Source organism: Streptomyces lacaronensis (assembly GCF_047337785.1).
GTDB classification, from domain to species: Bacteria; Actinomycetota; Actinomycetes; order Streptomycetales; family Streptomycetaceae; genus Streptomyces; species Streptomyces lycopersici.
Genome location: NZ_JBLHDK010000003.1, coordinates 3,127,594 through 3,139,653, shown reverse-complemented (window position 1 = coordinate 3,139,653; position 12,060 = coordinate 3,127,594). Strand labels below are relative to the sequence as shown.

The following is a 12,060-nucleotide window of genomic DNA, read 5'->3' as shown; positions in this document are numbered from 1 at the left end:
GAGCCCGGGGTGGCGGCCGTACGCGGCCGCCACCCCCGGCCCGGGAGGAAGGAGCACGACGGATATGCACCCGCACACCTCTCCGCACTCCAGACCCGACTCCGGATCCCGGCGTGGGGCGCGGCTCGCCGCCGCCGGGGCCACGCTGCTGCTCGCCCTGACGGCCCTGCCCGCCGCCGCGTCCGGGGCCGCCACATCCGGCGCCGCCGACGACCGGGTCCTGGTCTTCTCCAAGACGGCCGGCTTCCGCCATGACTCGATCCCCGACGGCATCGCCGCCATCAAGGAACTCGGCGCGCAGAGCGGCTTCGCCGTCGACGCCACCGAGGACGGCGCCGCCTTCACCCCCGGCAACCTCGCCCGCTACGACGCCGTCGTCTTCCTCTCCACGACCGGCGACGTCCTCGACACGGCCCAGCAGTCCGCGTTCGAGGGCTATGTGCGGGCGGGCGGCGGCTACGTCGGCGTCCACGCGGCCGCCGACACCGAATACGACTGGCCCTTCTACGAGGGCCTGGCCGGGGCGTACTTCCAGTCCCACCCCGCGATCCAGCAGGCCACCGTGGACGTCGAGGACCGGGCCAACCCCGCGACCGCGCATCTGGCGCCGACGTGGGAGCGGACTGATGAGTGGTACAACTACCGCACCAACCCGAGGGAGCGGGTGCGGGTCCTCGCCACGCTCGACGAATCCTCGTACCAGGGCGGCGCGATGGGCGAGGACCACCCCATCTCGTGGTGCCAGGAGTACGGGGGCGGCCGCGCCTTCTACACCGGCTTCGGCCACACCGAGGAGTCCTACGCCGACCCCGCCTTCCGCCGGCACCTCCTCGGCGGCATCCGCTACGCCACCGGCGCCGCCCACGCCGACTGCCGCCCCGAGCAGGGCTACCGCCCGCTCTTCGACGGCACCTCGACGGACGGCTGGAAGCAGGCGGGCCCCGGGAGCTTCACCCTCGACACCGAGTCCGGGACCCTCACCTCGACGGGCGGCATGGGGATGCTCTGGTACGAGGCGCGCGAGCTGCGCTCGTACTCGCTCAAGCTGGACTGGAAGATGGCGGGCGACGACAATTCCGGCGTCTTCGTCGGCTTCCCGGCCTCCGACGACCCCTGGTCGGCGGTCAACAACGGCTACGAGGTGCAGATCGACGCCACGGACACCCCCGATCACACCACCGGCTCGGTCTACGGCTTCCAGTCCGCGGACCTCGCCAAGCGGGACGCGGCGCTGAACCCGCCGGGCGAGTGGAACACGTACGAGATCCGGGTGCAGGGCGAGCGGCTGCGGATCTGGCTCAACGGCGTGAAGATCAACGACTTCACCAACCAGGACCCGGCGCGCAGCCTGCTCCAGGGCTACGTCGGCATCCAGAACCACGGGGAGGGGGACGAGGTCTCCTTCCGCGACATCCGCGTCAAGGACCTGCCGGCGAAGGGCGGCGGCCACCACCAGCAACACGACGACGGCTAGGCGCCCCCGGTCCGCCGTCCCGACGGCCCGAGGGGAGCCGTGGGGACGGCGTGGCGGCGGGCAGGAGTACGCCGCCTCCTCCCGCCGCCACCCCCACCACCTGTCCGGCGCCGCCACCCTGACGGCCCCGGGTCACCCACCCGGCGGCTCCGGCCGCCCCGCCCCGGCCCCGACTCCCGGGCGCGGGGCGGCCTCGGCCGCGCCCGCCCGACCACACACCCCTACGCCACGACCGGACCGGCGCCGCCCACGCGGATCCGCGGAGCCCCGAACCATCTGCGCAACCCACGTCCAGCCCCCGGGAGGCAGCCAGTGACCACCCGTCCCGACGACATCACTCCACTCCGCGACGCACCCCGTACGGGGGTCTGGCTCATCGGCGCCCGCGGTTCCGTCGCCACCACCGCCGTGGCGGGCTGTGCCGCCGTCGCCGGGGGGCTGCAGCCGGCGACCGGAATGGTCACCGAGACCCCGGCGTTCGCGGACAGCGGCCTGCCCGCGCTCGCCGACCTCGTCTTCGGCGGGCATGACACCGCCGCCACCCCGCTGCCCAAGCGGGCCGAGGCGCTGGCCGCCGACGGGGTGCTGCCGCATGGGCTGCCCGCCGCCGTGCGCGGCGAGCTCGCCGCCGCCGACGCGGCCGTCCGTCCGGGCGGGCCACAGCCCGGCGACGGCCGCGGCGAGGAGGAGCTGATCGCGGCCTTCGCGGCCGACCTCACCGAGTTCCTCCGTACGCACGAGCTGGCCCGCGCCGTCGTCGTCAACGTCGCCTCCACCGAGGCGGCCCCGGAGGAGGCCGGGACGCTGCCGCCCAGCTCCCTCTACGCCGCCGCCGCGCTGCGCGCCGGATGCCCGTACGTCAACTTCACGCCCTCCACCGGGCTCCACCACCCCCGCGTGCGCGAGCGGGCCGAGCGCTCCGGGCTGCCGTACGCGGGGCGCGACGGCAAGACCGGGCAGACGCTGCTGCGGTCCGTCCTCGCGCCGATGTTCGCCCAGCGGGCGCTGGCCGTACGGAGCTGGTCCGGTACGAACCTCCTCGGCGGCGGCGACGGCGCCGCCCTCGCCGACCCGGGCGCCGCGGCGGCCAAGAACGCGGGGAAGGCGCGGGTCCTCTCCGACACCCTCGGTGAACTCCCCGACGGCGAGCTGCACATCGACAACGTGCCCGCGCTCGGCGACTGGAAGACCGCCTGGGACCACGTCTCCTTCGAGGGCTTCCTCGGCTCGCGGATGGTCCTCCAGACCATCTGGCAGGGCTGTGACTCGGCCCTCGCCGCACCGCTCGTCCTCGATCTGGCCCGGCTGACCGCCCGCGCCCATGAGGCCGGCCTCACCGGGCCGCTGCCCGAACTCGGCTTCTACTTCAAGGACCCGGACGGCGGCCCGGCCGCCCTCGCCGACCAGTACGCGGCGCTCATCGGCTTCGCCGGGCGGCTGCGGGGCCGGTCGTGACGGGCGCGGCGGCGGAACGGGGGCCCTTCGGGAAGTGGGGCGACTGGGCCGAACTCCTCAGGGTGTCGGCCCTGTTCACCGTGCCAGGTGACGCCCTGGCGGGCGCGGCCGCCGCCCGGCGCGGCCCCAACCGGGGCACGGCGCTCGCCGTCTGCGCCTCGCTGTGCCTGTACGAGGCGGGCATGGCGCTCAACGACTGGGCCGACCGGGACATCGACGCCGTGGAGCGCCCCGGCCGCCCGCTGCCGTCGGGCCGTATCGCCCCGGCCGCGGCGCTGACCGCCGCGACCGGGCTGACCGCCGCCGGGCTCCTCTGCGCCGCCGCCGCGGGCCCCCCGGCCCTCGCCACGGCGACGGCCCTGGCGGGCATGGTGTGGGCGTACGACCTGGGGCTGAAGAACACGCCCGCGGGCCCGCCCGCCATGGCCGCCGCCCGCGCGCTTGACCTCCTCCTCGGCGCCACGGCCTCCGCCCGCTCCGCCCCCGCCGCGTCGCGCTCCGTCCGCTCCGCCCTGCGCCCGGCCGCTCTCCTGGGCGCGCACACCCTCGCGGTGACCACGGTCTCCGGGCGGGAGGCGACCGGCGGCTCCCCGGCGGCCCCCCTCGGCGCCCTCGCGACGGGGGCGGTGATCGCCTGGTCCGCGACCAGAGGCCCGGCCCCCGCCCCCGGGCGCGGTCCCGAGGCGGGCCACGGTGCGCCGGTCGCGGCTGTGGGTGTGGCCGTTGGCCGGGCGCTCACCGGCATGCGGAGCCGGAGCATGGCGGCACGGCACATGGCCGCCACCGTCCGGGCGGCCGCGTCGCCCAAGGCCGCCGCATCCGCCCCGGCCGTCGTCCAGGCCGCCGCGGCCGCCGTGCCCCAGGGGCTTGCCCATGCGCGGGGCAAGGGCGTGGCCGCACGGCGCGGCGGTCCGGCAGCGCGACTCGTCGCGGCGGTTACAGGCGCCACCGGACACGCCGCCCCGCCGGGCGTCACACGTGCCGGGGCCGCGGTGCCCCCGAACATCGGGACCATCGCCTCGTCCGGCGCGGCGGTCAGCCGCCTCGCGGCCGTCGCGGGGGCCGCCCTCGCGGGCGGGTATGTGGCGACGGTCGCCCGGCCGTTGGCGCATGCCGCGCTCAACCCGTCCCCGTACCTCCTCCAGCGTGCCGTCGGCAGTGGCATCCGCGCGATGATCCCGCTTCAGGCCGTACTCGCCTCCCGCGCCGGGGCGCACCGTACGGCGGCGGGGCTGCTCGCGCTGATGCCCGTCGCCCGACGGCTGTCGAGAAAGGTCAGCGCGACATGAGCCGCACCGGCGACCCCGGCCACCCCACCCCGGAACCGCTCCGCTTCGCCTACGGCACCAACGGTCTGACCGACCTGCGCCTGAGCGACGCCCTCGCACTCCTCGCCGACCTCGGCTACGACGGCGTCTCGCTGACCCTCGACCATATGCACCTCGACCCGCTCGCCCCGGACCTCGCCGCCCGTACCCGCCGCGTGGCCCGCGAGCTCGAGCGGCTCGGCCTCGGTGTCGCGATCGAGACCGGTGCCCGGTATGTGCTCGACGCCCGGCGCAAGCACCACCCCACCCTGCTCGATCCGGACCCCGAGGCCCGTGGCGCCCGGGTCGATCTGCTGCTGCGGGCCGTGCGGGTGGCCGGGGACCTCGGGGCCCCGGCCGTGCACTGCTTCAGCGGGGTGCTGCCGCCCGGCGAGTCCGGGGAGACGGCGTGGCGGCGGCTGGCGGACGCCCTCGGGCCGGTGGTCGTGGCCGCCGGGGCGGTGGGCGTCTCCCTCGCGATCGAGCCGGAACCGGGGCATCTCCTCGCCGACCTGGCCGGTTTCCACCGGCTGCGCACGGCGCTCGGCGATCCGGCCGCCCTCGGCCTCACCCTCGACATCGGCCACTGCCAGTGCCTGGAACCCGACCCGCCCGCCGAGTGCGTCCGCGCGGCGGCGCCCTGGGTGCGGCATGCGCAGATCGAGGACATGCGGCGCGGGGTGCACGAGCATCTGCCGTTCGGCGAGGGGGAGATCGACTTCCCGCCGGTCCTGGCGGCGCTGCGCGCGGCGGGGTACCGGGGACTCGTCGGTGTCGAGCTGCCCCGCCACTCCCACGCCGGTCCCGAACTGGCCCGCGCCTCCCTGCGGTTCCTCAAGGACGCCGAACGGGCCGCGAGCGAGGGAGGCGTCCGATGCTGACCGTGACCGAACTCCGCGCCGCCGTGGAGCGGCGCCTGGACGAGGCGGGCCGCGCCTGGCTGAATCAAGCGCTGACGGACGCGGCGGAATCCGGGCCGCGCCCGGACGCCCCCGGCCCCGCCCGCTGGGAGCTGGCCTTCGCCTCCGCGGGCCGCCACGTCCGCTCCACGCCCCCCGCCACTGGTCGACCTGCCGGCGCCGGCGAGCCCGTCGCCGCCGACCGGCCTGCCCGCCAGGACCCGGCCTCCGCCGCGCGGCCCGCTCCCGCCGGGCGGCCCGGCGTGGGCGAGCGTCCGCCTTCGGCCGGTCCCGGGGGCATGACCGGTCCTGCGGACCAGACCGCTGGGCCCGCCCCCGCCGACGGGCCCAGCGGGACCGCTCCCCGTGGCCGCGGCGGCCCTTCCGGCCGGGGCCACCCGGGCGAACAGACCGCCCCGACCGAGACGATCGGCGCCGACGAGCTCGCCCCCCACGACCTCCCCGACGCCGCCCGCGTCCTCATCCTCCACGCCGCGCGCGCGGACGCGCCCACCGTCGCGAGGCTGTACGCGCACGGCACGGGCGCCGAGCGCCGGGCCGTTCTGCGGGCGCTTCCGCGTCTCGGGCTCTTCGCCGGGCCCGACGCCGTGCCGCTCGTCGAGGACGCCCTGCGGACCAACGACACCCGGCTCGTGGCCGCCGCCGTCGGGCCGTACGCCGCCCGGCACCTCCCGCCGCACAGCTGGCGGCAGGCCGTGCTCAAGTGCCTGTTCACGGGCGTGCCCCTCACCGCCGTGGCCGACTGGGAGCGGCGGGCGCGCGGGGACGGCGAGCTGGGCCGCATGCTCGGCGACTACGCCCATGAGCGCACCGCCGCCGGGCGTCCCGTGCCCGGCGATCTCGACCGCGTACTGGCCATGACCCGCGCCCTGCCCGGCGCGCCCCGCGCCCTGACCCGCGAGGAGTCCTGATGCGCATCTTCGATCCCCACATCCATATGACCTCCCGCACCACCGACGACTACGAGGCCATGTACGCCGCGGGGGTGCGCGCCCTCGTCGAGCCGTCCTTCTGGCTCGGGCAGCCCCGCACCTCGCCCGCCAGCTTCTACGACTACTTCGACTCCCTCCTCGGCTGGGAGCCCTTCCGGGCAGCCCAGCACGGGATCGCCCACCACTGCACCCTCGCGCTGAACCCCAAGGAGGCCAACGACCCGCGCTGCACCCCCGTCCTGGACGGGCTGCCGCGCTATCTCGTCAAGGACGGCGTCGTGGCCGTGGGCGAGATCGGCTACGACTCGATGACCCCGGCGGAGGACACCGCCCTCGCCGCCCAGCTCCAGCTCGCCGCCGACCACGGGCTGCCCGCCCTCGTCCACACCCCGCACCGCGACAAGCTGGCCGGGCTGCGCCGCACCCTCGATGTCGTCGGGGAGTCCGCGCTGCCCCCGGACCGCGTCCTGGTGGACCACCTCAACGAGACCACCGTCAAGGAGGCCAAGGACAGCGGCTGCTGGCTCGGCTTCTCGGTCTACCCCGACACCAAGATGGACGAGGAGCGGATGGTCGCGATCCTGCGCGCGTACGGGCCCGAGAAGGTCCTGGTCAACTCCGCCGCCGACTGGGGGAGGAGCGACCCGCTCAAGACCCGGAAGGTCGGCGACCTGATGCGCGCCGAGGGCTTCACCGAGGACGACGTCGACCTCGTGCTGTGGCGCAACCCGGTCGCGTTCTACGGGCTCAGCGGCCGCCTGGACCTGGACCTCGACGCCGACGACACCACGGCCACCGCCACCCACGAGGGCAACTCCATCCTGCGCGGCGGCGCCCCTGCCGCCGCGCCGACGGAACGGTGAGGAGGACCCCATGCGCTTCCGCCACCCCGACGGCTCCACCGTCCACCTCGCCTACTGCACCAACGTCCACCCCGCGGAAGACCTCGACGGCGTCGTGGAGCAGCTCCGGCTGCACTGCGAACCGGTACGCCGCCGCCTCGGCCGCGACCGGCTCGGCATCGGCCTGTGGCTGGCCCGCGACGCCGCCCGCACCCTGAGCGCCGACCCCGCCGAACTGCGCAGGCTGCGCACCGCGCTGGACAACCGCGGCCTGGAGGTGGTCACCCTCAACGGCTTCCCATACGAGGGGTTCGGCGCCCAGGAGGTCAAGTACCGCGTCTACAAGCCCGACTGGACCGACCCGGAGCGGCTGGAGCACACCACCCACCTGGCCCGGCTGCTGGCCGCGCTGCTCCCGGACGACATCACCGACGGCTCCGTCTCCACCCTGCCGCTCGCCTGGCGCGCCCCCTTCGACGCCGACGCCGCCCGCACCGCCCGCCGCCACCTCACCACCCTCGCCCAGCGGCTCGACGCCATCCAGGAGCTCACCGGCCGGTCCGTCCGCATCGGCCTGGAGCCCGAGCCCGGCTGCACCGTGGAGACCACCGAGCAGGCCATCGAGGCGCTGACCGCGCCCGGCGGCCCGCCCCTGGACCGCATCGGGATCTGCCTGGACACCTGCCATCTGGCGACGCAGTTCGAGGATCCGGACACGGCCACAGACGCGCTCACCGCCGCCGGGGTCCCGGTCGTCAAGGCGCAGCTGTCCGCCGCGCTGCACGCCGAGGACCCGGGGCGGCCCGCCGTACGGAAGGCCCTCGCGGCCTTCGCCGAGCCCCGCTTCCTCCACCAGACCCGCACCCGGGCCCCCGAGGGCGGCGTCACCGGCACCGACGACCTCGACCAGGCGCTCGGCGGCGGGCTGGCGGACACCGCGCCCTGGCGATCCCACTTCCACGTCCCGCTGCACGCCCCGCCCGAGCCCCCGCTCACCTCCACCCTCCCGGTGCTCGCCGACGCCCTGGCCCGTCTCGTCGGCGGGCCCGCCCCGCTGACCCGCCACCTCGAAGTGGAGACCTACACCTGGCAGGCGCTCCCGCCCGAGCTGCGCCCGCGCACCCGCGACCGGCTCGCCGACGGCATCGCCGCCGAACTCGCCCTCGCCCGCGACCTGCTGACCGACCTCGGCCTCAAGGAGCTGCCATGAGCGACCCGAGCCACCGGAGCGACGGGACCGGCCCCACTCCCCTCCTCGTCCTCGACGTGGTCGGGCTCACCCCCCGGCTGCTGGACCACATGCCCCGCCTCCAGGCCCTCGCCCGCTCCGGCTCCCGCGCCGCGCTGGGCACCGTGCTGCCCGCCGTCACCTGCGCCGCCCAGTCGACGTTCCTCACCGGCACCACCCCCGCCGAGCACGGCATCGTCGGCAACGGCTGGTACTTCCGCGAGATGGGCGAGGTGCTGCTGTGGCGGCAGCACAACGGGCTGGTCGGCGGCGACAGGCTGTGGGACGCCGCCCGCCGCGCCCACCCGGGCTACACCGTGGCCAACGTCTGCTGGTGGTACGCGATGGGCTCGGACACCGACATCACCGTCACCCCGCGCCCCGTCTACTACGCCGACGGCCGCAAGGAGCCGGACTGCTACACCCGGCCCCCCGCCCTGCACGACGAACTCACCGCGAAGCTCGGCACCTTCCCCCTCTTCCACTTCTGGGGGCCGGGCGCCGATCTGGTCTCCTCGCAGTGGATCATCGACGCCACCCGCCACATCCTGCGCACCAGCCCCACCGATCTGGTATTGACCTACCTTCCGCACCTGGACTACGACCTCCAGCGGTACGGCCCGGACGACCCCCGCGCCCACTCCGCCGCCGCCGAGCTCGACTCCGCCCTCGGCCCGCTGCTCGACGACGCCACCGCCCGTGGCCGTACCGTCGTGGCGCTGTCCGAGTACGGCATCACCCGGGTCTCCCGGCCGGTGGACATCAACCGGGCGCTGCGCCGCGCCGGGCTGCTGGAGGTGCACACCCAGGACGGCATGGAGTACCTGGACCCCGGCGCCTCCCGGGCCTTCGCGGTCGCCGACCACCAGCTCGCCCATGTGTATGTGCGCCGCGCGGAGGACCTGGACGCCACCCGCGCCGCCCTGGCCGGGCTGCCCGGCATCGCCGAACTCCTCGACGACGAGGGCAAGAAGGCCCACGGCCTGGACCACCCCCGCTCCGGGGAGCTGGTCGCGGTGGCCGCGCCGGACGCGTGGTTCACGTACTACTACTGGCTCGACGACGCCCGCGCCCCCGACTTCGCCCAGCTGGTGGAGATCCACCGCAAGCCCGGCTACGACCCGGCCGAGCTGTTCATGGACCCCAAGGACCCCTATGTGCGGGTGCGGGCCGCCACCGCGCTGGCCCGCAAGAAGACGGGGATGCGCTACCGCATGGCCGTCGTCCCGCTCGATCCGTCCCCGGTGCGCGGCAGCCACGGCCGCCTCCCGGACCGCGAGGAGGACGGCCCCGTCCTCCTCTGCTCCCAGCCCGGCGCGGTGAGCGGCCAAGTGGCCGCCACCGACGTCAAGAACCTGCTCCTCAGCCTCGCCGGCCTGACGAACGCAACCGAAGGAGACACCCCGTGAAGAGGGCCCAGGACAACCCCGAACTCGCCGAGACCCTCCGCCGCCGCAGATTCCTCGGCGTCGCCGCGGGCGCCACGGCCGCCGGTCTGCTCGGCACCGGCACCGCCGCGGCCGCCCAGACGGGCACCACCGCCGCCGCGTCGGCCCAGAACGGCCTGGGCGGCCCGCTGGTGCCCCGCGGCCACCTCGGCATCCAGCTCTACACCCTCCGCGACCAGGTGCAGTCCATCGGCTTCGCCGGTGTCTTCGCGGAACTGGCCCGGTACGGCTACGACCAGGTGGAGTTCGCCGGATACACCCAGGGCACCGGCGACATCACCCTCAAGCAGCTGCGGCGGCTGATGCGGGACAACGGGCTGCGCGGTATCGGCAGCCACGTCGGCTACTACTCCGACGACCCGAAGGCGTACACCTTCGCCACCAACCTCACCCAGGTGCTCGACGACGCCGAGGCGCTCGGCCTCCCGCATGTGGGCACCGCCTCCGGGCCCTGGCGCTACGGCTCCACGGTCGACGGCTGGAAGCGCTGCGCTGAGGAGTTCAACACCTACGGCGCGGCGGCCAAGGCGCGCGGGATGAAGTTCTACCAGCACAATCACGCCGAGGAGTTCTCCTTCGCCACCGACCGGCCGGACGTCCGCCTCTACGACGTGCTGCTCGCCGAGACCGACCCCGAGCTGGTCCATCTGGAGATGGACATCTACTGGGCGTATGTGGCCCAGTACCGCTTCGGAAGGAAGGCCGACGGCTCCCCGGCGCCCTTCGAGCCGCTGACCTACGTCCTGCGGGCCCCGCACCGCTATCCGCTCTTCCACGTGAAGGACGGGGAGCACGACGAAACCGTCCCCGACGGCTACCGGATGGTGGACGTCGGGGACGGTGACATCGACTACCGCCGCTTCCTGAGCGCGGTGGGCAAGACCCATGGCGGGCGGCGTGACCACCACTGGATGGTGGAGCACGACCAGCCCGCCGATTCGCTCACCACCGCCCGCCGCTCCGCCCGCTATCTGCGGTCGTTGCGCTGCGGCGGACGGGGCTGAGCGAGGGTCTTCCGCGGCCGGGCCAGACGGCCTCGCGGCGCTAGACGGCCTCGCGGCTGATCGGCTGCGGGTTCGGGGCGATGCCCCGGATCCGCGGCCGGCCGGGCTGCCGCAGCAGCAGGGCCACCGCGGCCGCCACCATGGAGATGCCTCCGGCGAGCGCGTACGCGCCGTCGTAGCCCCAGGAGTCGACCACCATCGAGCCGAGGCCGCCGCCGAACAGCCCGCTGATCAGCTTTCCGCTGTACACCAGGCCGTAGTTGGTGGCGTTGTAGTTCTCCCCGAAGTAGTCCGGGGTCAGCGCCGCGAACATCGGGTAGAAGGCGCCGCCGCCGAATCCGGAGAGGAAGGCGAAGAAGAGGAACAGCACCTCGTTGTGGATGTTGCCGGCCCAGATCACCCCGAACTGGGCGAGGCCCAGCACCACGATGACGAAGATCAGCGTCGTCTTCCGCCCCCACAGGTCCGACAGCCAGCCGACCACCCCGCGTCCGACACCGTTGACGACGGACATGATGCCCATGGACGAGGCCGCCACCAGCGGGCCGAAGCCCACCTCCTTGGCGTAGTCGACCTGGAAGGAGATGCCGAATATGGACACTCCCGCGGTGAGCACCAGGGACACCCACATCAGCGGCAGCATCCCAGTCCTGATCGCCTCCTTGGGCGTGTACTGCCGCACCGCCGGCGGGTTCTTCGCCAGGCTCGCCGCGCTCTTGGCGTTGCCGGCGTAGCTCAGCGGGTCGATGTCGGCGGGCCACCAGTTCTTCGGCGGGTCCTTGAAGAACCAGGCGCAGATCGCCACGATGATCAGCACATAGACCCCGATGAGGTCCAGGACCTCGTCGAAGTTCCCGGTGTCGAACCAGTAGTTGAAGATGAAGATGAACGGCAGCGCCCCGTAGGCGAACCCTCCGTTGACGAACCCCGTCTTCGCACCGCGCCGCTCCGGGAACCACTTGCCCACCATATTGATGCAGGTGGCGTAGACGAACCCGGAGCCGAGCCCGCCGATGACACCGAAGCCGACGATCGCCGCGAAGACGTTGTCGAGATGGGAGAGGGCCAGGAAGCCGATCAGACACAGCCCCGCACCCAGGAACATCGCCCTGCGGGCGGTCAGGATCCCCTTCTCCCGCAGCCATCCGGCCGGGAAGGCGATGCCCGCCTGGAAGAACACCCAGACGCTGAGGATCCAGAAGGTGTTGCTCTGGGTCCAGCCGTGTGCCTCCGAGAGCGTGTCCTCCGCCGAGCCGTACGCGTACTCGGACACGCTGATGGCCATCATCGCGATCCACGGCAGATAGACCATCAGCTTCCGGCTGTGGCCCAGGATGTCGCGGTCGGTCTCGCCGATGCGATACGTACGTCCCTTGCTGTCCCGCACCTCACGGAAGGGGAGGACCCCTTCCGGCTGTTCTGCTGTGCTCATGTCGTCCCCTTGGCTTCG

The 12,060-nt window shown here is 74.3% G+C and carries 10 protein-coding genes; 9 read left to right on the top strand and 1 reads right to left on the bottom strand.

What is annotated here, in order from left to right; translation table 11 throughout:
• The first annotated feature begins 64 nt into the window (after positions 1-64).
• The 9 genes from ACMTAK_RS13265 (at position 65) to ACMTAK_RS13225 (ending at position 10,610) form a co-directional block, all read left to right on the top strand.
• The gene (locus ACMTAK_RS13265; protein WP_413806420.1) at positions 65-1,474 is read left to right on the top strand and encodes a ThuA domain-containing protein; all 1,410 of its coding nucleotides are present in this window, start codon (positions 65-67) and stop codon (positions 1,472-1,474) included.
• A gap of 312 nt (positions 1,475-1,786) precedes the next feature.
• On the top strand, positions 1,787-2,929 hold the full coding sequence (locus ACMTAK_RS13260) for an inositol-3-phosphate synthase (protein WP_413806419.1): 1,143 nt from the start codon (positions 1,787-1,789) through the stop codon (positions 2,927-2,929).
• A complete protein-coding gene (locus ACMTAK_RS13255) occupies positions 2,926-4,218 on the top strand; it encodes an SCO3242 family prenyltransferase (protein WP_413806418.1) in 1,293 nt (430 codons plus the stop codon). The genes ACMTAK_RS13260 and ACMTAK_RS13255 overlap by 4 nt, the downstream gene beginning before the upstream one ends.
• Complete coding sequence (locus ACMTAK_RS13250) at positions 4,215-5,117, top strand: sugar phosphate isomerase/epimerase family protein (protein WP_413806417.1); 903 nt, start codon at positions 4,215-4,217, stop codon at positions 5,115-5,117. The genes ACMTAK_RS13255 and ACMTAK_RS13250 overlap by 4 nt, the downstream gene beginning before the upstream one ends.
• 317 nt (positions 5,118-5,434) lie before the next feature.
• Entirely contained in the window at positions 5,435-6,067 is a 633-nt protein-coding gene (locus ACMTAK_RS13245) for an EboA domain-containing protein (protein ID WP_413812870.1), read from the top strand.
• Positions 6,067-6,951 (top strand): TatD family hydrolase, encoded by an 885-nt coding sequence (locus tag ACMTAK_RS13240; RefSeq protein WP_413806416.1) that lies wholly within the window; start codon positions 6,067-6,069, stop codon positions 6,949-6,951. Before ACMTAK_RS13245 ends, ACMTAK_RS13240 begins: the two co-directional genes overlap by 1 nt.
• Positions 6,952-6,961: 10 nt before the next feature.
• A complete protein-coding gene (eboE, locus tag ACMTAK_RS13235; protein WP_413806415.1) occupies positions 6,962-8,140 on the top strand; it encodes a metabolite traffic protein EboE in 1,179 nt (392 codons plus the stop codon).
• On the top strand, positions 8,137-9,567 hold the full coding sequence (locus ACMTAK_RS13230) for a nucleotide pyrophosphatase/phosphodiesterase family protein (protein WP_413806414.1): 1,431 nt from the start codon (positions 8,137-8,139) through the stop codon (positions 9,565-9,567). Before eboE ends, ACMTAK_RS13230 begins: the two co-directional genes overlap by 4 nt.
• Positions 9,564-10,610, top strand: a complete 1,047-nt coding sequence (locus ACMTAK_RS13225) for a sugar phosphate isomerase/epimerase family protein (RefSeq protein ID WP_413806413.1) — start codon at positions 9,564-9,566, stop codon at positions 10,608-10,610. Before ACMTAK_RS13230 ends, ACMTAK_RS13225 begins: the two co-directional genes overlap by 4 nt.
• Positions 10,611-10,650: 40 nt before the next feature.
• On the opposite strand, the gene ACMTAK_RS13220 is transcribed toward ACMTAK_RS13225, so the two are convergent.
• Positions 10,651-12,042 carry an OFA family MFS transporter gene (locus ACMTAK_RS13220; RefSeq protein ID WP_413806412.1) on the bottom strand — a complete coding sequence of 464 codons (1,392 nt, stop codon included), beginning with the start codon at positions 12,040-12,042 and terminating at the stop codon, positions 10,651-10,653.
• Positions 12,043-12,060 lie beyond the last annotated feature (18 nt).

Coding starts and splice junctions, on each gene's coding strand:
- ACMTAK_RS13220 (WP_413806412.1), bottom strand. CDS start 12,042: ATGAGCACAGCAGAACAGCCGGAAGGGGTCCTCCCCTTCCGTGAGGTG.
- eboE (WP_413806415.1), top strand. CDS start 6,962: ATGCGCTTCCGCCACCCCGACGGCTCCACCGTCCACCTCGCCTACTGC.
- ACMTAK_RS13245 (WP_413812870.1), top strand. CDS start 5,435: ATGACCGGTCCTGCGGACCAGACCGCTGGGCCCGCCCCCGCCGACGGG.
- ACMTAK_RS13230 (WP_413806414.1), top strand. CDS start 8,137: ATGAGCGACCCGAGCCACCGGAGCGACGGGACCGGCCCCACTCCCCTC.
- ACMTAK_RS13240 (WP_413806416.1), top strand. CDS start 6,067: ATGCGCATCTTCGATCCCCACATCCATATGACCTCCCGCACCACCGAC.
- ACMTAK_RS13265 (WP_413806420.1), top strand. CDS start 65: ATGCACCCGCACACCTCTCCGCACTCCAGACCCGACTCCGGATCCCGG.
- ACMTAK_RS13250 (WP_413806417.1), top strand. CDS start 4,215: ATGAGCCGCACCGGCGACCCCGGCCACCCCACCCCGGAACCGCTCCGC.